This window comes from Anabaena sp. FACHB-83 (genome assembly GCF_014697485.1).
In the GTDB taxonomy this organism is placed as follows: Bacteria; Cyanobacteriota; Cyanobacteriia; order Cyanobacteriales; family Nostocaceae; genus Nostoc_B.
Genome location: NZ_JACJRY010000012.1, coordinates 82,105 through 103,715, shown reverse-complemented (window position 1 = coordinate 103,715; position 21,611 = coordinate 82,105). Strand labels below are relative to the sequence as shown.

General features: G+C 40.4%; 21 protein-coding genes. 13 read left to right on the top strand and 8 right to left on the bottom strand.

Annotation, left to right across the window (positions count from 1 at the left end; translation table 11 throughout):
• Positions 1 to 106 precede the first annotated feature (106 nt).
• Positions 107 to 1,369, bottom strand: coding sequence for a glycoside hydrolase family 10 protein (locus tag H6G79_RS16345; protein WP_190591704.1), 1,263 nt, complete (start codon positions 1,367 to 1,369; stop codon positions 107 to 109).
• 397 nt (positions 1,370 to 1,766) lie between these two features.
• Between H6G79_RS16345 and H6G79_RS16340 the strand changes: the two genes are divergently transcribed.
• The gene (locus H6G79_RS16340; RefSeq protein ID WP_190591705.1) at positions 1,767 to 2,264 is read left to right on the top strand and encodes a hypothetical protein; all 498 of its coding nucleotides are present in this window, start codon (positions 1,767 to 1,769) and stop codon (positions 2,262 to 2,264) included.
• A 21-nt stretch (positions 2,265 to 2,285) separates the two neighbouring features.
• On the opposite strand, the gene H6G79_RS36790 is transcribed toward H6G79_RS16340, so the two are convergent.
• Positions 2,286 to 4,550: a caspase, EACC1-associated type gene (locus tag H6G79_RS36790; protein WP_242048408.1), complete on the bottom strand. Its 2,265-nt coding sequence runs from the start codon at positions 4,548 to 4,550 to the stop codon at positions 2,286 to 2,288.
• Positions 4,551 to 5,372: 822 nt separating this feature from the next.
• Between H6G79_RS36790 and H6G79_RS16325 the strand changes: the two genes are divergently transcribed.
• Complete coding sequence (locus H6G79_RS16325; RefSeq protein ID WP_190591706.1) at positions 5,373 to 6,494, top strand: hypothetical protein; 1,122 nt, start codon at positions 5,373 to 5,375, stop codon at positions 6,492 to 6,494.
• Positions 6,495 to 6,588: 94 nt separating this feature from the next.
• Here H6G79_RS16325 and recR read toward each other — a convergent pair whose 3' ends face one another.
• Positions 6,589 to 7,209 (bottom strand): recombination mediator RecR, encoded by a 621-nt coding sequence (gene recR / locus H6G79_RS16320; protein WP_062294354.1) that lies wholly within the window; start codon positions 7,207 to 7,209, stop codon positions 6,589 to 6,591.
• Between the two features lie 176 nt (positions 7,210 to 7,385).
• Positions 7,386 to 7,724 carry a helix-turn-helix transcriptional regulator gene (locus H6G79_RS16310; protein ID WP_190591708.1) on the bottom strand — a complete coding sequence of 113 codons (339 nt, stop codon included), beginning with the start codon at positions 7,722 to 7,724 and terminating at the stop codon, positions 7,386 to 7,388.
• Positions 7,725 to 7,804: 80 nt separating this feature from the next.
• Here H6G79_RS16310 and trxA point away from each other — a divergent pair, with 80 nt between their 5' ends.
• The 5 genes from trxA to H6G79_RS16285 all read left to right on the top strand — a co-directional run bounded on the left by trxA (position 7,805) and on the right by H6G79_RS16285 (position 12,211).
• Positions 7,805 to 8,137, top strand: a complete 333-nt coding sequence (gene trxA / locus H6G79_RS16305; protein ID WP_190591709.1) for a thioredoxin — start codon at positions 7,805 to 7,807, stop codon at positions 8,135 to 8,137.
• 157 nt (positions 8,138 to 8,294) lie between these two features.
• Positions 8,295 to 9,086, top strand: a complete 792-nt coding sequence (locus H6G79_RS16300) for an SDR family NAD(P)-dependent oxidoreductase (protein WP_190591710.1) — start codon at positions 8,295 to 8,297, stop codon at positions 9,084 to 9,086.
• 230 nt (positions 9,087 to 9,316) lie between these two features.
• Complete coding sequence (locus H6G79_RS16295; RefSeq protein WP_190591711.1) at positions 9,317 to 9,982, top strand: nitroreductase family protein; 666 nt, start codon at positions 9,317 to 9,319, stop codon at positions 9,980 to 9,982.
• Between the two features lie 217 nt (positions 9,983 to 10,199).
• A complete protein-coding gene (locus tag H6G79_RS16290; protein ID WP_190591712.1) occupies positions 10,200 to 10,898 on the top strand; it encodes a glutathione binding-like protein in 699 nt (232 codons plus the stop codon).
• Between the two features lie 110 nt (positions 10,899 to 11,008).
• The gene (locus tag H6G79_RS16285; protein WP_190591713.1) at positions 11,009 to 12,211 is read left to right on the top strand and encodes an MFS transporter; all 1,203 of its coding nucleotides are present in this window, start codon (positions 11,009 to 11,011) and stop codon (positions 12,209 to 12,211) included.
• A 94-nt stretch (positions 12,212 to 12,305) separates the two neighbouring features.
• Here the strand turns inward: H6G79_RS16285 and H6G79_RS16280 are convergent, their stop codons facing one another.
• Positions 12,306 to 13,235, bottom strand: coding sequence for a class I SAM-dependent methyltransferase (locus H6G79_RS16280; protein ID WP_242048407.1), 930 nt, complete (start codon positions 13,233 to 13,235; stop codon positions 12,306 to 12,308).
• Between the two features lie 421 nt (positions 13,236 to 13,656).
• Here H6G79_RS16280 and H6G79_RS16275 point away from each other — a divergent pair, with 421 nt between their 5' ends.
• The 3 genes from H6G79_RS16275 to H6G79_RS37650 all read left to right on the top strand — a co-directional run bounded on the left by H6G79_RS16275 (position 13,657) and on the right by H6G79_RS37650 (position 15,080).
• Complete coding sequence (locus H6G79_RS16275; RefSeq protein WP_190591714.1) at positions 13,657 to 14,457, top strand: alpha/beta fold hydrolase; 801 nt, start codon at positions 13,657 to 13,659, stop codon at positions 14,455 to 14,457.
• Positions 14,458 to 14,518: 61 nt separating this feature from the next.
• Positions 14,519 to 14,800, top strand: coding sequence for a hypothetical protein (locus H6G79_RS37655; protein ID WP_313933923.1), 282 nt, complete (start codon positions 14,519 to 14,521; stop codon positions 14,798 to 14,800).
• Positions 14,754 to 15,080, top strand: coding sequence for a hypothetical protein (locus H6G79_RS37650; RefSeq protein ID WP_313933922.1), 327 nt, complete (start codon positions 14,754 to 14,756; stop codon positions 15,078 to 15,080). The genes H6G79_RS37655 and H6G79_RS37650 overlap by 47 nt, the downstream gene beginning before the upstream one ends.
• A gap of 264 nt (positions 15,081 to 15,344) precedes the next feature.
• Here the strand turns inward: H6G79_RS37650 and H6G79_RS16265 are convergent, their stop codons facing one another.
• On the bottom strand, positions 15,345 to 15,956 hold the full coding sequence (locus H6G79_RS16265; protein ID WP_190591715.1) for a pyridoxamine 5'-phosphate oxidase family protein: 612 nt from the start codon (positions 15,954 to 15,956) through the stop codon (positions 15,345 to 15,347).
• Between the two features lie 198 nt (positions 15,957 to 16,154).
• Here H6G79_RS16265 and tmk point away from each other — a divergent pair, with 198 nt between their 5' ends.
• Positions 16,155 to 16,793: a dTMP kinase gene (gene tmk / locus H6G79_RS16260; protein WP_190591716.1), complete on the top strand. Its 639-nt coding sequence runs from the start codon at positions 16,155 to 16,157 to the stop codon at positions 16,791 to 16,793.
• Between the two features lie 165 nt (positions 16,794 to 16,958).
• Here tmk and H6G79_RS16255 read toward each other — a convergent pair whose 3' ends face one another.
• Positions 16,959 to 17,336 carry a Mo-dependent nitrogenase C-terminal domain-containing protein gene (locus H6G79_RS16255; protein WP_190591717.1) on the bottom strand — a complete coding sequence of 126 codons (378 nt, stop codon included), beginning with the start codon at positions 17,334 to 17,336 and terminating at the stop codon, positions 16,959 to 16,961.
• 287 nt (positions 17,337 to 17,623) lie between these two features.
• On the opposite strand from H6G79_RS16255, the gene H6G79_RS16250 reads away from it, so the two are divergent.
• A complete protein-coding gene (locus tag H6G79_RS16250) occupies positions 17,624 to 17,764 on the top strand; it encodes a hypothetical protein (protein WP_190591718.1) in 141 nt (46 codons plus the stop codon).
• Positions 17,765 to 17,800: 36 nt separating this feature from the next.
• Here the strand turns inward: H6G79_RS16250 and H6G79_RS16245 are convergent, their stop codons facing one another.
• Positions 17,801 to 18,541 (bottom strand): Uma2 family endonuclease, encoded by a 741-nt coding sequence (locus H6G79_RS16245; RefSeq protein ID WP_190591719.1) that lies wholly within the window; start codon positions 18,539 to 18,541, stop codon positions 17,801 to 17,803.
• A 183-nt stretch (positions 18,542 to 18,724) separates the two neighbouring features.
• Here H6G79_RS16245 and uvrA point away from each other — a divergent pair, with 183 nt between their 5' ends.
• Positions 18,725 to 21,610: an excinuclease ABC subunit UvrA gene (gene uvrA / locus H6G79_RS16240; protein ID WP_190591720.1), complete on the top strand. Its 2,886-nt coding sequence runs from the start codon at positions 18,725 to 18,727 to the stop codon at positions 21,608 to 21,610.
• Position 21,611 lies beyond the last annotated feature (1 nt).

Below are 21,611 nucleotides of genomic sequence, written 5' to 3'. Positions count from 1 at the left end.
ACCCATCCATTTAACCCAATCAGTAGCCACTGCGTTACTTTGGTTCTCAAAACAACCCAGTGGCTTGAATTCATAGAATTTTAGATTCTAGATTAAATGTAAAGTCTCAAGTTGTTTTACCTTTGACAGTCTTATTCCAGCCTGCCAATAAATTAGGATAATTTGCTGGTGTGGGGAACATCTTTTGTAAGCCGTCTTGACGTACTGTGGCTGATTCTTTGGTTAAGTTCCACAGCGTTTCATAGAAAAAGAAAGAGACACCAGCAAAGTTGCGATCGCGTACTTTTTGTACCTGGGTTTGAATTTGGTCAATGGGGACATTTTTGTTCTTCAATCCAGTTATAATTCCAATACTCACAGGTATGTGACTACGCGCCGCTTTCACCTCTGGATATTCTAATTCTTTGATAAATACATTCAAATCATCTCGATATATCTGCAACACCAATTCTTCCACTAGCCCCAGACGTTCCCATTTTTGCCAGTCGGCTAAAAAGTATTCGTAAGAAAAACGCTGAGGATTAGGTGCAACAGATACTAAGCAGTTCTTTTTCGTGGTTTTAATCGCTGTAAATACCCGCTTCATAAAATCGGTGATTTTATTGGCTCGCCAGCGCACCCATTCTGGATCTTTAGAATTTTTCGAGGGTGCTTTGCCACCATGTTCTTTTTTATAAAGTGCCACTGTATAAGCATCGTAGCCTAATTCTGAAGGCAAGCCAAAATGGTCATCAAATTGAATCCCATCAATGTCGTAGTTACGCACAATTTCCACGATTAAATCTTGAATAAATTTCTGAACATCTGGGTGGAAGGGATTTAACCAAACTCGATCATGTATACCTTCTTTGACAATTTTTGTACCATTGCTGCGACTTGTGAGCCACTGGGGACGGTTTTTGGCTAATAAAGAATCAGCAGGAGCCATAAAGCCAAATTCAAACCAAGGAATCACCGTTAGCCCTTGTTTATGTCCTGTATCAACAATTTCTTTGAGCATATCGCGCCCTTGCAACCCTGGTGTGGGATCAAGCGATCGCCCAATAACTTTCGCGGCTACTTTGCTGGGATATAATGTATATCCCCAATTCCACACCGCCGGATAAACAGTATTGAAGTTTAATTCATCCAGCTTTTGTAGAGCATTCTTGAGACGGTTGCGTTCAAACAACACATCACTATCAATATTAGTTAACCATACTCCCCTTAATTCTGAATTTGCTGGCAGGTTTTGTGCTGCAATGGGAAACGAAAGTAGGAATGTAGCGATCGCGCTGAGAACAACCATAACGCCAAAGAAAGCTTGTTTGCGACTTTGACCCACATTCCAAACCACTACCTCAACACACCGCTTGAGAAATCTTTTCATATTTGGTTACAAACAACAGAAAATATGGACAATTGACTGGCATACCCCAACAGAAGTTGCTTACTCATCTGCTAAAACAAAGTACAAAGTGCTGATTATAAACCAGTTACACCCCTACACCCTTAAACCCTTACACCCATTTTTAACAGACAACCTTCGTGCCTCAGTCCTATCTTGCTTTCATGACATTGTAACTATAGTTACACAAAGCCTTATCTATCATCTGTATACAAATCTTAATTTTTTTCCCTAATCTTGGAGGTTTAGGAGTATGCTATTTATTATCAGCAAAAAATTCCACTTATTCCTAACTCCAAAAATGTAATATAAATAACTCTTAATTAAGTAACTTCACTATAATAACTATCTATTTTGAATATCAAATGCAGGGTATGTAATGAATACTACCAGTAATTCCCCAGAAAACTTAGGAAATAATGCAGCCGCAGCAGAGAGGTTAGCAAGAGCAATTAAGGTTGCTGCTGGAGAATTTTCTTTGATACTAGTCTGTTGTGACTCTATCTCTAAACGACAGCAGATATTAAAATTTGTCAAAGAATTGTCATCGGTAGCTATCCAAGAACTTATCTTGTCCCCTACAGATGAAACACTTTATACGACAATCACTAATAATATTGGTCTTTCTCATCCTCAAGCTTTGATGGTGCATGGTTTAGAATCAGTCGTAGCCATTCCGCAACTGCTAATTAGTACGAATCTGATGCGTGATGAGTTTCGCAAAAATCTGCATTTCCCCGTAGTACTGTGGGTTAACGATGAAGTTCTCAGTCAGCTTGTTTGGTTAGCACCAGATTTAAAAAACTGGGCGGCTACTACTATTAGATTTGATGTTAATAACCCTAAATTAGTTGAAAATCAAGTTTTATGGGCTTAACAAAGCCGAGTATTGCATGAGTTATTCTGCAAAAATTTGTTCTCGCAAAAACTCACTTTTTTCTTGAGATAAACGATAAATTCCCGGTTCCGCTTTGCCAATTAAATGACCTTGTACATAACTAATATCTAATTTTCTCAATTGACATAATTTCACTGGCGAAGTCTTATCTAATCCCTCAACAATAATACTGGCAGGATTGAGTGGATTGGTAGATGAAACTATCTGTTGAACAAAATTGATAATCACACTCACTGGTTCACGATGCAGAATTTCTCGATCAATTTTGACATAAGGCGGGTTAAGTCCAGCTAATCGAGAAACTGAAGCATAACCTACACCAAAATCATCAATTCCAAATTTAATTTTTAATTCTTGGACATATTTAGATAATCTCAATTTAAATGTATCTAATGGCGATAGCAGTTTGACTCCATCCTGATACATAGGTAAATCAGCTTTTTCGGAAATTTCCAAAATTAGTTTTCTCGCTGGAATTTGATTGCTTTTTCCTTCCTTGACAATTTCACGCACAGTTTCAAAATAAGCTGTTCGCATCAAAGATTCTGGATATACATTCACAGACAAAGGTAGTATCTCATAGGCTCTATTTTGTTTGGCTTCTATCAATGCTTTTCTGTAGCTATCAGCCGCTAATCTGAGGAGAAATTTATCTAACTCTATGGTAAACTTACGCCCCCACAACTCAGCAGCATAAAATAAATCTACAGGCGCAGTTAAACTATCTGGATCACGGGCTAAAGCCTCCCAGCCACTAATTGAAAATGTGTCTAAATCAAGAATCGGCTCAAAATAGATAATAATTTTAGCTAGGCGATCGCAGAAAAGACTAAATCTTTTCTCATAAAAAGAAATTGGGACAAATCCATATACTTTCTTTAAGTTATCCAGAATGGATGCTTCTACTCTGGCGGATTGGAGATAGAATTTTTGACTAGATAAGTAGAAACTAGAGATAATCGTACAGTAAGCATCACTGAGTAAGTAAGAATCTCGCAGTAAACCACAGACTAAAATAAATTCATTATCTAATGTATCTAAAGGTATTAATATAAAGGCTTTAGATACTGATGCTTGTTCATCATAGTGGATTCTAAAAATTCCATGATGGTCTGAAGTAAATATAGAGTTAATCGGAAGATTAGCCAGGATTTTATTTTTAATAATCTCAGCATAATCATCATCATCAATAACTTCGCTAAAATGACTCTGTGCTTTAATATCCCAAACATTTTGATGGTTAGCACGACTCATGACAAACACTAAGTCTGCATCGGAAGTTAATCTGATGATTTCTAGAATAAAATTTTGAATTACAGGAGTTTCTTCTTTATATTTAGATAAAAGTCTCTCCGAAAATTCGTCTAATTTAGTAATTAACCTACTAATAAATGACTCAAACGGCTGTAATAGACTGGGGATAGGATTATAGTACCTATCATTGTTGAGTTTACTGGAATATTCTAACTTAATTTCTCCGATTTTAATTTTACTATGAGTTGTTCCTAAAACATGGGGAGGATGACATTTAGCTTTTGCTAAAATAATTTCAAAACCCTTATCTCGCATGACAATAATTTTAGGATTGAGATTCGGTAAGAATTCTTGTATCTTACAACTAGCATATTCATGGAGTTCTAAGATTGATATTTGTCCATCTCTATTCAAATCCCCGGCTCCTGTTTCGATACCTTCTATTAAATAACGAGTATAAACAGATAGTTCCGCCCCTTCTTGTTCAAAAGAATATTCAGTACAACTAGAAGATGCAAGCACAACACGCCCTTCTGAACCTAGTTGTCCTTGTAAATCAATAGAATTATCATTTTTTGCAAATAAAATTGGGTCGAATGCTCCACTAAAACAGCAGTCTAAGATAATTACCTGACGTTTGGCTCGACTACGTTTCATTACTTCATGAATAAAACTAGCTGGAACTGCTGTAGACCTAACTAATTCTCCTTTGGAGTTTTTCTTGGTTGCGCGGGTTGCAAAATATAAGTTACCCGCATCATCTTTAATACCATGACCAGAAAAATACAAAAGAATTAAATCTTCTTTTGTTCGTTCTGAGAAAAGTGCTTCAATTTCATATTGCATTATCTGAGGATCAGGATTTTTTAAGCTTTTTAACTCATGAAAATCTCCCATCTCAGGATCTTGTAAAACTCGACGTAATGCTTCAATATCTTTCCCTGCTGCTGGAAGAGGATTTAATCCAGGTTCGTATTCATCAACACCGATTAGTAATCCTATTTTTGCCATATTAATGCCACTATGACGAGTGTTAGCAAGAAGAATGAAAATGCTTACTCAATTGTTGTTCGCAGTCATTTTCTTTGTCTGTTACAAGTTCTGAATTAGCTTGAATAGCTATTGATATTTATCTCCGGCGAAATAATAAATTAGATGCTTATATGTCAGCTTTATCTAAGTAATTACCCTTGGATAGCGGGGGTAAAACGACAATATTACTTACTAAAAATTGGTATCAAAGGATTCTGTAACAAATGTTTACGTTGGCTGATGTAAACGTTAAAAAAGAAAATTATATTAGCAACTCAAAAATACTGATATTAAAAAATACGTTTTTAGCTTCTCTATACTAGATTTCAGCTAAATCTTGGTCATGTTAGCTCAAGTATAAAATCTTGCTATTTCAGCCCGGTAAAAATTTTTTGCGTTTTTGTGCGAAACAAAAAACATCCAGCTAATCAGCAACACCTAGAAGTGTTTCTCATTTTGTGAAATTTGGATAAAGATTAAGGAACAAAGTATTACTATCCCTGCGTCTCTGCTTATGTCTGCTTTTGATGACAGACCTTTAGAAAATTCCAAGTTTATAAGTAGATGGATAAAATTCGCATTTCGACTCCGCTCAATGCTCAATAAGCTGATGAGAATAAGGTTAATCATATTGGTCACAGAGCTTTGCCGAATTGTTGAACTTGGTAATCTCAAGCTAGGTTTAATTTAGTACTTCTACTTATAATTTGGAAACTGAGTATTTTGTTGTCATTAATTACTAAATTTTTGGTTCTTAATTCTTTAAATATTCACAAAGAAGGCATTTTATTTAGGAAAGATATGCGAAAAAATCAACATATTGCCAATCAAGCGAGAATTTTGACAGCCTTAGTTTTGACTAGTATTTTGTCTGTTGGTAGTGGGCTAACGTTGATTAAAAGTGCCACAGCAAATCCAGCTAGTTTTTCGGCAAAAACTACAAATGAAGTTTACGCAAATAAAAATCAATCTAATAACTTACCCACGTTAGTTACTAATGCAGTTCTTCAAGATGTGGTGAGCAGAAATGGTGGCTCTAGGAGAGACCTGCAAGTTATTAATTATAGTCGTAAGACTTGGCGTAATGGTTGTTTGGATCTACCACGACCGAATGAATTTTGCACTCAAGCATTAGTTCCTGGCTGGTTGGTTGTGGTATCGAATGGTGAGCAGAAATGGACTTATCACACTAATAATAATGGGCGTTCTTTGCGTTTAGCTTCAGAAACTAATTCATCACAGAAAAAATTGCCGAAAAAAGTGAGGGATGGAGTTTTACAAGAGGCGCAAGCAGTTTCAGGCTTATCAGTGCGATCGCTATCTATCCTCAATTTTACCGCCAAAAATTGGGCAGATGGTTGCGATCGCTCCACCCCTCCTTATCCTTGTGACCCCATATCAGTTAATGGTTGGCAAGTAACCGTAGGCGCAGCAAATCAGCGTTGGGTGTTTTTCTCAGATAACGATGGTTCGCGCGTCAAGCTGGCTTCAAGTGAAAACCAAACTAACACAGCTCAATCAATTCCCATTCCCGCCAATGAATTACCTCCACCATTAGATCAAGGTGTAGTCTTCCGCCAAATTTCTAGCGGTGGTTTTGCTGGGAGAACCTACCAAACAGTATTACTCAATGATGGTCGCGTGATTCGAGTGCGTATTGGTGATGCGAATGATTCTGAACGCAGTGTCAAGCAAACTTCACGCCGACAACTGCAACAATTTCAAAATTTACTCAAACGTACCCGCAAGGAATTTAACAACCGCAGTTATCCCGCACCCACAGGTGCAGCAGATTTTATTACCTATACTCTTACCAGCAGACAGGGTACTGTGCAGTATAACGATATTTCTCAAAGCAACTTGCCTCAAGATTTACAGCCAGTAATTAAAGCTTGGAATCAACTGTTGGCTAATAGTCAATAGTCCAGGACTGTGTAAGCAGGGAGCAGGGGAAAAAAAATACCTTCTCTCGAAAATTGGATAATTTGTTTTCTTTATTTTCTACAAGTCCCCAACCTCAATCTAACTCCCGCCGTCCTTCTAAGGCTCTGGCTAAGGTTACTTCGTCGGCGTATTCTAAATCTCCGCCTACAGGTAAGCCAAAGGCAATGCGTGTCACTTTTGTAAAAGGTTTCAGTAGTTGACCTATATATAGTGTGGTGGTTTCCCCTTCTACGCTGGGACTAATTGCTAAAATCACTTCCTGGGGTTTTTGCTGACTCACCCGCCGCACTAAGGGTTGGAGATTCAATTGTTCGGGGCCAATTCCATCCATCGGCGAAATTACTCCACCCAAAACATGATATTTACCTTTGTATTCGCGGGTTTTTTCCAGTGCAATTACATCGCGGGAATCAGCAACAACGCAGATAGTTTGATTGTCGCGGTTGGGGTTGCGGCAAATTTCACAAACTGGTTCCGCAGATAAGTGAAAGCAGACTGAACATAAACCTACTTGCTTTTTGGCATCAACTAAAGCCTGCGCCAGAGCTTCTACTTCTGCTTCTGGGCGCTTTAAAATGTGCAGAGCCAGTCGCTGGGCTGATTTGGGGCCAACTCCTGGTAGGCGTTGCAACTGCTCAATTAACCGTGCTAAGGGGCGTGCGTAAACCGTGGTCTTATCTCCAGAATTGCTCAACCTTAACTATGATGACATAGGGTGAAAGGGAGTAGGGGGAAGTGTGGGGAGTGTGGGGAGTGGGGGGAGTGTGGGGAGTGTGGGGAGTGTGGGGAGTGTGGGGAGTGGGGGGAGTGTGGGGAGTGTGGGAAGTGTGGGGAGTGTGGGGAGTGGGGGGAATGACCAAGGACAAATGACTATTGACTCTTGACCATTGATTTTTGACACAACAATGGTTGAGCCGATCGCAATACTGCTTCTAATAAACCAGGAAATAACAATTCTAAATCTTCGCGCCGCAACTGATTAATGTGCTGGGTTCCTTCTTTATGGGTCAGGACTACTCCTGACTCTCTCAGAATCTTAAAGTGGTTGGACATGGTAGACTTGGCGATCGCAAAATCAAAATCCGCGCAGCATTGCTCCCCTTTACTTGCTAATAATCTCACAATCTCTAGCCGCACTGGGTCGCCCAAGGCATACAACACCGCCGGTAATGATATGTCTTTTCTGTCTGGATGATATAAAAATCTCATACTTGTATTATCTCTTAAACTAGCGTATATTTTAATTATTCGATAAAATCGAATAAACGAATTAAAACAGGAAGGCAATTATGTCATCCGTTACAAATGTTACAGAAGCCACATTCAAGCCAGAAGTTTTAGAAAGTGAGGTTCCAGTTTTAGTAGATTTTTGGGCTCCTTGGTGTGGCCCTTGTCGGATGGTTGCGCCAGTAGTCGATGAAGTTGCCAATGAATACGAAGGACAGATAAAAGTAGTGAAGGTGAACACCGATCAAAATCCTACTGTTGCCAGTCATTATGGAATTCGCACCATACCCACACTCATGATTTTTAAGGATGGGCGACAAGTAGATACGATGGTTGGTGCAGTGCCAAAATCTACATTAACTAAGACTTTAGCACAGCATATTCCACAGGAATAAGAGGGAGGAGTGTGGTGATGTAGGGAGTTGTGGGTGTGTGGTGTGTAAGGGTGTAGGGGTGTAAAGGTGTACGTTACTCACTACTCACTACTCATCACTCATTACTCCCACTTCGCTCAGTGTACGAAAAGCACTTCACCTGTAGAGGGGAAGCAATATGGATTTGAAATTAGATAATAAATCAGCGTTGGTTAGTGGTTCGACCACAGGTATTGGTTTTGCGATCGCCCAAACTTTAGCACAAGAAGGCGCAGCAGTAATTGTCAATGGTCGCAGTGAACAACGAGTCACCCAGGCGATTGACAAGATTAAGCAAACCACTCCTGATGCGAAAGTTACGGGTATTGTTGCCGATTTAGCAACACCAGCCGGAGTCGAGCAAGTTTTTGCTCAAGTTCCGCAAGTTGATATCCTGATTAATAATTTGGGAATTTACGAACCGAAAGCATTTTTTGAAATTACTGACGAAGATTGGCTGCATATATTGGAAGTAAACGTACTTAGCGGAGTGCGTTTAAGTCGTAAATATCTGCAAAAAATGTTGGCGCAAAACTGGGGAAGAGTGATTTTTATCTCCAGCGAGTCTGGTGTTCAAATTCCTGTAGAAATGATTCACTATGGGGTGACGAAAACGGCTCAAATTTCTCTCGCCAGGGGTTTAGCAGAACTGACCGTTGGTACAGCCGTGACAGTAAATTCTGTGCTACCAGGGCCTACACGTTCAGAAGGCGTTGAGGAATTTATTACCCAAATGGGGAAAGAAAAGGGAATCAGCGCCAGTGAAGTTGAGGCGGAATTTTTTCAAAAAGTACGTCCCAGTTCTCTTATCCAACGCTTTGCAACTAACGAAGAAGTCGCCACACTTGTAGCTTACCTTTCCAGTCCTCTGGCTTCCGCAACTAATGGCGCGGCTGTCCGGGTTGATGGTGGTGTCATTCGGTCAATTTAGTGCTGAGTAATATAGCAGGGGAGAAGTGACAGGGTAAAAAGTCTGTTGCTATCTAAGTTTGATTATTTACCGATGTCCTAAGTATCAAGACTGACATCAATTTACTGCTGTCTTCTTCTGTCGATAGATATTTAAGTCCAATAGGTAAATATTTATCAATAGTTAAATCTGCCAGTCAGCAGGTAGCCAAATATATAATGCCTGTAACCTATCTTTCAGGGGAAAATCTCATGAATCAAATCGCTCAAACAAAAGCTTTAGATGTACCTACCGCTATTCTTCAGCGTCGTTCGATCAAAACTTTTAAAACAGATCCCATTGCGCCAGAATTACTCAAGCAACTGGTAGAGTTAACTGTAGCCGCACCCAGTAGCTTTAACATTCAAGACTGGCGGATTATTTTGGTGCAAGATGAAGCGCAAAAAGCAGCTTTAGCTGCTGCATCTTGGAATCAAAAGCAAGTTATTGAAGCACCTGTAACTTTTGTGTTTGCAGCTGATGTTACGGCTGGCGAACAAGATTTGACTCCAATTTTAGACCAGGGATTGCAAACTGGGGCTTGGAATGAAGGTACTGTCAACTACTTTAGAAATTCCATTCCACAGTTCCAAGCTGGTTTAGGAGACAAGCGCCGGGAATACGCCATCAAAGATGCGATTATTGCTTCTACTCATTTAGTATTAGCAGCTGAAAGCTTGGGGTTATCCACCTGCTTTATGAATGGCTGGATTGAAGACAAAGTAAAAGAAGTAATTGGTGCAACAGATGATCCAAATTTAGCGATCGCTGTTATCGTTCCTGTAGGTTATGCCGCAGAACCTCGCTTAAATCCCGGCCGCTTACCATTTTCTTACAACGTGTTCGTAGATAGAGTCGGTAATCCATATCAAGGTTAGAAAATAGGGGTGCAAGGGTGTGTGGGTTGTAGGGGAGTGTGGGTATAAGGGTGTGTGGGTGTAGGGGTAGAATTCTGACTCAGCAACGCCAGCCCGCTCAAGTCGGAAGACTCGCCCACGCGGCTGGCTCCTCAGCACTCACACTTCGACTGCGCTCAGTGTACAGCACTCAGCACTCAGCACTCAGCACTCAGCACTTAAATGGGGAATCAAATTTATGATTGAGCTTTACTATTGGACAACGCCCAACGGTCATAAAATCACGATATTTCTGGAAGAAGCGGAAATACCTTATAAAATTGTGCCTATTAATATCGGTGCTGGGGATCAGTTTCAACCAGATTTTCTCAAGATTTCTCCTAACAATCGTATCCCGGCGATTATTGACCATGAACCAGCAGATGGCGGTGCGCCAGTCTCTATTTTTGAATCTGGGGCAATTTTGCTGTATTTAGCTGAAAAAACCGGGAAATTGATTCCTGCTGATTTCAGAAAACGAGTAGAAGTGCTGCAATGGTTGTTTTGGCAAATGGCAGGTTTGGGGCCAATGGCGGGACAGAATCATCACTTTAGCAGCTATGCTCCCGAAAAAATTGAGTATGCAATTAACCGTTATGTCAACGAAACGGGACGCTTATACGCGGTGCTAAATAAGCAACTGGCAGATAGAGAATTTATCGCTGGTGAATATTCTATTGCAGATATCGCCGCCTATCCTTGGATTGTGCCTTACGAACGCCAAAGCCAAAAACTAGAAGATTTCCCCAATATCAAACGCTGGTTTGAAACTATTAAAGCTCGTCCCGCCACAGTTCGCGCCTACGAAAAAGCCGAAGCTTTCAAAAATCAAGCTTTAGATGTGGAAAAATCCCGCAGTTTGTTATTCAATCAATCAGCAAACACAGTTGCAAATTAAATTATTGAGGGGTGTATGGGTTTATGTAAGGGAAAATCCCCGCTATCAACCCTTTACACCCATCTCAGCACTCAGCACTCAGCACTCAGCACTTTATACAGGAGAACTAAGTGGGTAGGTTAATAGGGCAAACAGATAAAACACCTGTTTCTTTGGGATTGTTGGGTGCTGCTGCTTTTATGGTAATTGCCGATGTGCGAGTGATAGATCCGCTACTGCATATTATTGCCAAGGAATTTAATGTTGGTGTGGGTAGCGCGGCGGTGATTGTTTCAGCTTATACCATTCCTTATGGATTATTCCAGTTAGTTTACGGGCCGTTGGGCGATCGCATCGGTAAATTAAAAGTGATTACAGGCGCATTAACAGCCTTTGCTGTGGGGACAGCCCTTTGTGCCTTTGTCTCGAATATTGCCCTACTTACCTTATTGCGGTTTCTCACCGGGATGTTTGCTGCGGGGATTATTCCTATCACCTTGGCATATATCGGGGATAATTTTCCCTACACAGAACGTCAAGCCGCCATTGGTAAATATTTGAGTGCATTGGTATTGGGTCAAATTCTGGGCGGTAGTTTAGGCGGGATATTTGGCGAGTATATTAGCTGGCGCGATATCTTTTTAGTATTTGGGATTGTTTCTTTAGCGATCGCTGGTTTACTATGGCGAGGAACACGTAATTTTCGAGATGGAAATCGTTCTACAGAGCGATTTAGTCTAGCAACATTCAAGCCATATTACCAATTACTCACTCAACCCACTGCCCGGAAGGTAATTACCGCCGTATTTATTGAAGGCTTTTGCTTGATGGGAGCATTTGCTTACTGTGGTGCATTTTTGCGCGAGCGATACGGCTTACCTTATGTAACTATTGGGTTTATGTTGAGTAGTTTTGGTTTGGGTGGACTAGTTTATAGCCGCAGTGTGAAGTGGTTAGTACAGCGACTAGGCGAAGTTGGACTGATGGGAGTTGGTGGCTGGTTAATGTGCATTTGCTTTTTAGCGATCGCATTATTACACAATTGGCTATTATTTATTCCCTTCTGCACCCTGATGGGATTAGCTTTTTATATGATGCACAGCACCCTGCAAACCCAAGCCACCGAACTCGCACCAGAAGCACGGGGTACAGCCGTTTCGTTGTTTGCTTTTAACTTATTTATCGGTCAGGGAATTGGTGCAGCCGTATTTGGTAGGGTGGTAGATAACTTTGGCTATGTACCTTGCTTTATCATTGCCGGAATTGTCCTCGCCTTACTCGCAACTTGGTTATTTACAAAAGGCAAAACTAATCAAGAAGAGGCAAGAGGTTAGTATTTTTACGCAAAATTTGCACTTCGACTGCGCTCAGTGTACAGCAATCAACACTCACACTTCGGTGACTTCGACTGCGCTCAATGTACAACACTCAACACTCAGTATGTCGAGTAGCAACACACATCAATGATAGGGCTGCTTGTGGTGAATCGGGATTGATCCCCGACAAAAATTGAGCAAAGCGATACTTCCATTCCGACTGGCCGTAATTACCCTCAAACGTTTCTGCACCCAAATGATGATTGTGTGGGTAAGTTTTGACAGTAAACCCAAGGGGTTCTAAAGTTCTGTGAAACATTTCTGCTGTGACTCCATCTCCCGGACGGTGATGAACCTCGGTGGCTAGTCCCCAGTTTTGTTCTGCGGCGGAAGCATGACCACCGCGTTTAATTAATCGATAAAGTCCTAAACGAAACTGCCATAACCACATACCCAAGCCTTGAAAATCCCAAGCACTGCGATGAGGGTCATGGTCGGTGATTAAAATTCCCCCAGGACGAACTAGACGCGCCGCTTCTGCTAACACCACATCCATGTGATCACAATGATGCAAAGTAGCATTTACCGCCACAATATCAGCAAAACCAGAAACAAACGGCAAGTTATGGGCATCTGCTAACACCGGGGTATAGCCAAGACTTTGTGCCATTTCCAGTCCGCCATAACTCACATCCACACCAATAAGTAATTTTGGTTTACCCCCAAGTGTGGCAAAGAGATTACCAGGGCCGCAACCGATATCTACTACAATTTTGTCATCCCAACTGCCCGTAGCGGCTTGCCAACGAGATTTGAATATATCGTTACGGTGACAAGCTTCAAAGTAGTTTTTTGCCCATTCAGGATGCCCAAAATAATAACTATTGGCTTCTATTGCTAGGGTTTTTTGGGAGATGCGATAAGTTAAAATACTTTGTGCATCTAAGTCAGCATTAATGTTAGATGCCAGGTAAGGTTTGAGGGTGGAATATTCAACAGTTTTGATAACTATTACCTCCTTTTTACGTAATAAATTAGGCAAATTGCTCAACAAAAACTTAGCCGAGATATTTATTTGGCTGCAATTTTTGTATTCTGTACAATCCGATTTACCTGGGCTGAACGCTGAACTTTAAGTTGTTGAGATTACTTACTTCTTTTTACTTAACTTATCCTGTTTTTTCTACGTAAGTCTTCCGTAAAATCCCGCAATTGCCAGTTTTCATTATTTCTGCGGAAGGTTCATGAATTTAAGATTGAGGATTTTTTAAATTAAACAAAGTTGAGGAAAAGTACGTATTATAATTTGATGCTAAATCTTATACATATTTTGAGTTTATGGGTGTAAATTCGGGCATATCAGCAATTTTACAATTTTATGAGATGCAATTATCTGGGAGAATAACTTAAAGCAGATTTCAAATTCTTGAAGCTGTTGTAAACCCAATTATGATGAATTAGTAATGCCCAAAGTTCAGGTTAACGGAATTGACATATTTTACGAAGTTAAAGGTACTGGCGAACCTGTATTGTTGATTGCTGGGTTTATGTGCGATCGCACTTATTGGTCGCTACTACTACCACACTTAGGTTCTCAGTATCAAGTTATTCGTTTTGATAACCGAGGTATCGGTCAAAGTTTCATTCCCAATAGTCCTTATAGCACTCAGCAAATGGCTCAAGATGCCGCCGCATTATTAGATATTCTTGGTATCAAACAAGCACATATTATTGGTCATTCAATGGGTGGTCAAATTGCTCAGGAATTAACTTTGTTATATCCTGAAAAAGTTAAAAGTTTAATTTTACTTTCTTCTTTAGCTAAAGGTAATAAGCGATTTAATAGTTTAATTGAAACTTGGGGTAATCTTGCTGGAAAAATAGATTTAATGTTATATGAAAAGCTAATATTGCCTTGGATATTTACTGATGATTTTTACGCTATTCCCGAAATGATAGACCAACTAATTGAATGGGCAATTAACTATCCTTTTGCACCTACCACACAGGGAATATACCATCAAAGCCGCGCCATTATTAATCATGACACGACAGAGAGAATTAAAGATATTCATTGTCCAACATTAGTCATGGTTGGTAAACAAGATATTCTCACGCCTGTAGCCTTTTCAGAACAACTGGCTCAAAATATCCCTCAAGCTGAACTGCAAGTAATTGAACATGGTGGTCATGGTTTTTTAATTGAATCAACAGCAGCAGTTATTCAAGCTATACTCAAGTTTTTAGCGAAATTTCAGCAATAGGATTTCAGAGATTGTTGTATAGTTAATAACTTAAATTACTGATATTCATATTAAATAAATTATGGAAGACCTCAAACAAAAAATAGCCAGTTTCTCTAAAAAAGATTTGGAAGTGCGAAAAAATTGGTACTCGCCAGCAGCCGAAGCGTATAACAAAGCTAGACCTCATTATCCCCAAAATTTTATTGAGCAAGTTATTCAGCTTTCCCAGTTATCACCAGATTGCAAAATTTTGGAAGTAGGATGTGGCCCTGGAACAGCAACAATTTCCTTTGCTCAATTAGGTTTATCAAAGCTTGTCGGCAATTTATCAAAAACACGCGCCCTCTCTCGACCGTTATGAAGATTGGGAAGCCCAACAAAAAGTATTTCAAGAATTTGGCAATATATTAATTGATTCAGGCAAATTTCAAGATATTCAATTTGGGCAAGTGAAATCTGATATTGTTTACAGCACTGATGAATATTTAACGTTGCTCAATACCTATTCTCCTTATATTAAATTAGAGCCAGATATTAAAAAAGCTTTATTTGCTGAACTAAGTCAAATAATTGATCATGATTTTGGTGGGAGTTTGCTACTTTCGTATATTTCGGCTTTTCATATTGGCAGAAAAATTTAAAATTATCAAAACAGAATTCAGTAGTCAGGAGCCAGAGTTTAGAATTGAATTCCGTGCAACACTTCTCCTGCCGGAGACGCTACGCGAACGGCAAGCTCAGTGCATCGCTGGTGGATAAATAAATGGGTTTAAAATCACTAATAATGCTTCAATTTAGTGGTCTTCAATTAGCGAAAAATTGCGCTGTAGTAGTGGGTCAGAATCTTCTACTAATTGATTCTGACTTCTGAATTCTTCTTCAAGCAACTTCTGAGAGTTTCTCTTTCAATCAGAGAGAGAATTTTTTTCACTTAACAACTGCTCTAATTCGGAAATTCGTGCTTGTAAAGGAGCCATCATTGCTTCAACTTCATTCATAGAATAGCGAATGGGAATGTGCTGGGGACAATTCTCACTGATGGCTTCGACATGGAACAGAATTACTCGCTCAATTTCTGCTGGGTAGTTGGGAACTTGGAGTTGCTCAATTAAAACAGCATCACCTTCAATATATTCGGCGGTTCCCCAGATTTTGATCCGTTTTCGATGGCGGTAATCCATTAAAAATAGAAATGCTTTGGCTTCTCCTGATAAGTTACCAACTGTGATATACTGCACGTTTCCAGAAAAGTCAGCAAAGCCCAAGGTTTTGTCATTTATAACTTTGAGAAAGCCAGGCGCTCCGCCACGAAACTGGATATATGGATAGCCATTAGAACTGACTGTTCCTAAATAAAATCCATCAAGATGAGCAATAAATTCTGCAATTTGCGGGGTAATTGAATCATTGGCTGGGCCATTAGCAATGTAGCGTTCGTAAGTTTGCCGCGAACCCCTCTGTAACTGTGCGGCTTGAACTTCTGGCGTAAAGGCAATTTCTCCAAATTTGCGTGGCATAATGCACTCCTAAGTGAACTTTATGAGAGTGGACATCAACTCTTGAGATGGGCAATTTTTTTAGTAGTACAGTTCGGCGGAAGTATATCTCCTTTGACAAAAAAATTCGAGGCTAAAATTCCCAGATTTCCCCTAAATTAAACAAGGTGGCCTTGAAAGGGCGAGGAACCTCAAACCCATATTTTCGGTAAACTAAGCATGAGTGGCAAATTAATTGTATTTGAAGGGGTAGAAGGCTGCGGAAAAACAACACAAATGCAGCTTTGTTGTCAGTGGTTAGAAAGTTTGGGTATTTCAGTAATTGTCACTCGTGAACCTGGGGGAACAGAGTTGGGTGTACATTTGCGGCGTTTATTGTTGGAGAAGTCGGAGGATAAACCAGTAGCAGATGTTACTGAATTGTTATTATACGCGGCCGATCGCGCCCAGCATGTTGAACAAGAACTCAAACCCAATTTAGCCGCCGGAAAATATATATTGTGCGATCGCTACACTGATTCTACCGTTGCTTACCAAGGTTACGGTCGGGGTTTGAATATGAGTTTAATTGAAAAACTCAACGATATTGCCACATCTGGCTTAATTAGTGATTTAACGATTTGGTTAGATGTTGATGTTGAGGTGGGACTTAGCCGCAAACGCGGTGACGCAGCAGGTTTAGACCGCATTGAACAAGAAACCATCGCGTTTCATCGCCGTGTCCAACAAGGATATAGCCAGTTAGCTGCGGCTCACCCATCCCGCATTGTGCGTGTTGATGGTAGTTTGAGCAAAGAAGCTGTCAGCAGTGTGATTCAAGAAATTTTGCGTCAACATTTACCAAAAACAGGGGTTTGAGGTTCCTCACCCTTATAAGGTAATAGTCCATAGTCAAGGGTAATTCACTTTGACTATGGACTATTAATCGTTGATTTCTTGTGTATGTGTAGCCTAATTTGTATGAGGAAAGTACTGATGGTTTAGAGATTTGCAGAAACTCAGTTTATACTCAACACTCAGTACTCAACAATACTGCGAAACATCCTCGCCACATTCATCTGCTAGATAGCATAAGGCGCGGAAACGCAAACTCACGACTTCCTCATATAAAGGGTTGAGTTTGCACATTGGCGGGATGTGTAGGATGGTTTTGCCGAATAACTTGATATCGCGTTCAAAAGGACATTGAGCGGGGATCAGTTTGCACAAACGATGAGCTAATTCGCGATCGCGGACTTCTATATTGTTTAACCACTGCCGCAGGGGTAAGAAAATATCAAAGCCTGACTGAGAATTTGGATGGTGTAACTGGGTTACATAGGTTTTGCTAACCTCTGCCGAATTGAGTGAAACCCAGCTTGCCAGAAAAATCTTCTTTGTGGTATTATCGAATACCTTCATGGTTTAGCCTCTGTGTTATTGAGGTTATTCACCTTTCTGATGAATATATACAACGTGACAACCACACGTACCGGAAAAATCTTGTTCTGACCAAGATACAATAGGACATTAAAGTAACTGTTGAAGTCAGAACTTCTTTCTGTCTACGTTCAGTAAATCGCAATTTTCTCGGAAACGGTAGTGTAGTATTCCGATCTTGTTTATAACTTGACACAGTTTAAATTCTAATGAAGACATCTATCACTGGAGAGAATTTCGTCTAATAGTTATAAAACTTAATATAACAATTGAGATCAGTATTTTTCGCAGATTTAAACATCAGCTACAGCGAGAAAGGGGCAGATAGGCAAAATTTGCCAAGACAGAAAGATGAATATTCGGATATTTCTGCCATAAATAACGCGATCGCTCTAGTGATTGTCAATTAATTTGCAATTTATCTTTCCCGGCTGGTGAGCGATGCCTTAAGACATCCTTTGCACTTCTTCCACAGATAAGCTCAAAGCTTGGGCGACTTGTTCTATGCTTAAACCCATTTGTAAAAGTTGAGGAATAGCATTACGTCTTACTTGTTCTGCTTGTTCAGCACGTTGATGTTCTTGTTCGGCACGTTGGTGTTCTTGTTCTAAGCGTTGAGAAATTTCTGAATAGCTTAAAAAATGCTCTCCGTCGGGGCGATAAAGTTGTAAACCTTCTGGAGATGGTACAAAGCGAATTTTTAACCGAGGACTCACCCAATCTTCCATCTGGGGGATGACATCTAATCCATCTTCACCACGTAACCAACCCTGTAAACTATTACTGTCAGGATCGTAAATGTAATACTCTTCCACACCATAACGGTCATAGAAAAGTAATTTTTTGTCCATTTCAACTTGAGTATTGCTGGGTGAAAGGATTTCAAATACTACCTGGGGAGGAATCCCGCCTTCTTTCCATTGCAGGTAAGATAATCTATCTCCTTTGGGTCTACCAAGAACGACCATGACATCAGGAGCATTGACAATCTTATTGCGTCCTTCAATGGGATACCAAAACAAGTCTCCAGCAACAAATACGTTAGGATCAGACGCAAATAGCCAATCAATATTTTGCTTGATTTCGACAATCCATCGAAACTGTATGGTATTGTTTGCCACTGGTTGTCCGTCACTATCTGGGTAGATAACTTCTGGTTGGGTCTGCGGTTGGATTTGCGTTACCATAGCTTCGCCCTCAGCAGGATGTTTAATTGTGATGCTTTTAAATTAGCAGACACGGGAGGATGTCTGTAGTGAGAATATAGGCAAGCCTCAATTAAAATAGTACTATTGTTCTGGTATTAGGTGAGTAAAAATAGTATTATTAAGAACTGTTTCATACTGCCTCCCACTTATCAGCCTGCCAATATGTCAGATAACAAGTTAGCCGCCGCATCCCTTCTCAATGGACATCTTCCCCAAATCAACCAGAATAGCCAAAATACCATTAGGATTCGGGGTGCGAGGCAGCATAATCTGAAGAATATTGACTTGGAGTTGCCGCGCGATCGCCTGATCGTATTTACTGGTGTATCAGGTTCGGGTAAATCTTCGCTGGCGTTTGATACGATTTTTGCTGAGGGTCAACGGCGTTATGTGGAATCTCTCAGTGCTTACGCCAGACAATTTTTAGGACAGTTAAATAAACCGGATGTGGAAGCCATTGAAGGTTTAAGTCCGGCCATATCTATTGACCAAAAATCAACCTCCCATAACCCCCGTTCCACTGTGGGGACGGTAACGGAAATTTACGACTATTTGCGGCTGTTGTTTGGTCGGGCTGGTGAACCCCATTGTCCAATATGCGATCGCTGTATTGCCCCCCAAACGATCGATGAGATGGTAGACCGCATCATGGACTTACCAGACCGCACCAAGTTTCAAATTCTTGCGCCTGTGGTGCGCGGTAAAAAAGGCACACACCGCAAGCTGTTATCTAGTTTGGCTTCCCAAGGTTTTGTGCGGGTACGGGTTGATGGCGAAGTACGGGAACTGTCAGACTCGATTGAGTTAGATAAAAATATTACCCACACAATTGAAGTTGTCATTGACCGTTTGGTGAAAAAAGACGGTATCCAAGAGCGTTTGGTTGATTCTTTGTCTACGTGTTTAAAGCAATCAGAAGGTATCGCCACTATCTTAATTAGTCCTGCTACAGAGAACCCAGAAGCCAAAGAAGAAGAATTGGTATTTTCCGAAAACTTCGCCTGTCCTGAACATGGCGCGGTGATGGAAGAGTTATCGCCACGGTTGTTCTCGTTCAATTCTCCTTATGGCGCTTGTCCTCACTGTCACGGTATTGGGACTTTAAGAAGATTTTCGGCGGAGTTGGTGATCCCCGATCCTGAAGCACCAGTATACGCTGCGATCGCACCTTGGTCAGAAAAGGAAAATTCTTATTATTTGGAACTGCTATATAGTTTGGGTCAGGCGCACGGTTTTGAATTGCAAACTAATTGGAGTAAGTTGTCAGCAGAACAACAGCAAATTATTTTAAATGGTGAAGAAAATAACAAAGAAAATGCGAAAACTCAATTTAAAGGTGTTTTGCCAATATTACAACGGCAATACGAAGGTGGTTCAGAGTTAGTTAAACAAAAATTAGAACAATATTTAATCGACCAACCTTGTGAAGTTTGCGGTGGAAAACGTTTGAAACCGGAAGCCTTAGCAGTGAAGTTGGGACAATATGGAATTTTAGATTTAACAGGCGTATCGATTAGAGATTGTCGGGAGCGCGTTGAACAGTTAAAATTAAGCGATCGTCAAATGCAAATAGCTGATTTAGTCTTGCGCGAAATCAAAGCTAGATTGCAATTTTTATTAGATGTTGGCTTAGATTATCTCACCCTCGACCGTCCCGCCATGACGCTTTCGGGTGGGGAAGCGCAACGCATTCGCCTCGCCACACAAATCGGTTCTGGCTTAACAGGAGTTCTCTACGTTTTAGACGAACCAAGTATTGGTTTGCATCAACGAGATAACGGTAGATTGCTCAAAACCTTAATTAAATTACGAGATTTAGGTAATACCTTAATTGTAGTTGAGCATGATGAAGAAACCATCCGCGCGGCTGACTATTTAGTTGATATTGGCCCCGGTGCAGGTATTCACGGCGGACATATTATTTCCCAAGGTGATTTACCAGCATTATTAACAGCAGAAAAATCCTTAACAGGTGCATATTTATCAGGTAGAAAAGTCATACAAACACCAGCAGAACGCCGCGAAGGGAATGGACGCAGTTTAATTATTAAAAATGCCCATCGCAACAACTTAAGAAACATCGATGTGGAAATTCCCCTCGGTAAACTTGTGGCTGTAACTGGCGTATCTGGTTCGGGTAAATCAACTTTAATTAACGAATTACTTTACCCTTCACTACAACATCACCTCACCAAAAAAGTCCCTTTACCCAAAGAATTAGAAAAAATTCAAGGCTTAAATGCAGTTGATAAAGCCATTGTCATCGACCAATCTCCCATCGGACGCACACCCCGTTCTAACCCTGCAACTTACACAGGTGTTTTCGATGTCATTCGGGATGTATTTTCGCAAACTGTCGAAGCCAAAGCTAGGGGTTATAAACCGGGACAATTTTCTTTTAATGTTAAAGGTGGACGTTGCGAAGCTTGCAGTGGACAAGGTGTCAACGTCATTGAAATGAATTTTTTACCTGATGTATATGTACAGTGTGAAGTTTGTAAAGGTGCAAGATATAACCGCGACACTTTGCAAGTGAAGTACAAAGATAAGTCTATTTCTGATGTTCTCAATATGACTGTTGAGGAAAGTTTAGACTTTTTCCAAAACATCCCCAAAGCAGTTACAAGGTTACAAACATTAGTTGATGTTGGCTTGGGTTACGTGCAACTAGGACAACCCGCAACCACCTTATCTGGTGGTGAAGCACAGCGCGTCAAATTAGCTACAGAATTATCTCGTCGTGCCACTGGTAAGACACTGTATTTAATTGATGAACCCACAACGGGATTATCTTTTTATGATGTGCATAAATTATTGGATGTGTTGCAAAGATTAGTAGATAAAGGTAATTCAATTTTAGTAATTGAACACAATTTAGATGTCATTCGTTGCGCTGACTGGGTGATAGATTTGGGGCCAGACGGCGGCGACAAAGGCGGTGAAGTCATCGCTTTTGGAACACCGGAAGATGTGGCGAGAAATTCCAAGTCTTATACTGGGCAATATTTACAGCAGGTTTTAAAACAGTATCCGGCTGTAAAGAGATAGT

Bases quoted from the DNA above. Each gene is read 5' to 3' on its own strand.
- H6G79_RS16275 (WP_190591714.1), top strand. From the start codon at position 13,657: ATGCCCAAAGTTCAGGTTAACGGAATTGACATATTTTACGAAGTTAAA.
- H6G79_RS16345 (WP_190591704.1), bottom strand. From the start codon at position 1,369: ATGAAAAGATTTCTCAAGCGGTGTGTTGAGGTAGTGGTTTGGAATGTG.
- H6G79_RS16290 (WP_190591712.1), top strand. From the start codon at position 10,200: ATGATTGAGCTTTACTATTGGACAACGCCCAACGGTCATAAAATCACG.
- H6G79_RS36790 (WP_242048408.1), bottom strand. From the start codon at position 4,550: ATGGCAAAAATAGGATTACTAATCGGTGTTGATGAATACGAACCTGGA.
- H6G79_RS37655 (WP_313933923.1), top strand. From the start codon at position 14,519: ATGGAAGACCTCAAACAAAAAATAGCCAGTTTCTCTAAAAAAGATTTG.
- trxA (WP_190591709.1), top strand. From the start codon at position 7,805: ATGTCATCCGTTACAAATGTTACAGAAGCCACATTCAAGCCAGAAGTT.
- H6G79_RS16255 (WP_190591717.1), bottom strand. From the start codon at position 17,336: ATGAAGGTATTCGATAATACCACAAAGAAGATTTTTCTGGCAAGCTGG.
- H6G79_RS16340 (WP_190591705.1), top strand. From the start codon at position 1,767: ATGAATACTACCAGTAATTCCCCAGAAAACTTAGGAAATAATGCAGCC.
- H6G79_RS16300 (WP_190591710.1), top strand. From the start codon at position 8,295: ATGGATTTGAAATTAGATAATAAATCAGCGTTGGTTAGTGGTTCGACC.
- H6G79_RS16295 (WP_190591711.1), top strand. From the start codon at position 9,317: ATGAATCAAATCGCTCAAACAAAAGCTTTAGATGTACCTACCGCTATT.
- H6G79_RS16325 (WP_190591706.1), top strand. From the start codon at position 5,373: ATGCGAAAAAATCAACATATTGCCAATCAAGCGAGAATTTTGACAGCC.
- H6G79_RS16310 (WP_190591708.1), bottom strand. From the start codon at position 7,724: ATGAGATTTTTATATCATCCAGACAGAAAAGACATATCATTACCGGCG.
- H6G79_RS16245 (WP_190591719.1), bottom strand. From the start codon at position 18,541: ATGGTAACGCAAATCCAACCGCAGACCCAACCAGAAGTTATCTACCCA.
- H6G79_RS16265 (WP_190591715.1), bottom strand. From the start codon at position 15,956: ATGCCACGCAAATTTGGAGAAATTGCCTTTACGCCAGAAGTTCAAGCC.
- uvrA (WP_190591720.1), top strand. From the start codon at position 18,725: ATGTCAGATAACAAGTTAGCCGCCGCATCCCTTCTCAATGGACATCTT.
- tmk (WP_190591716.1), top strand. From the start codon at position 16,155: ATGAGTGGCAAATTAATTGTATTTGAAGGGGTAGAAGGCTGCGGAAAA.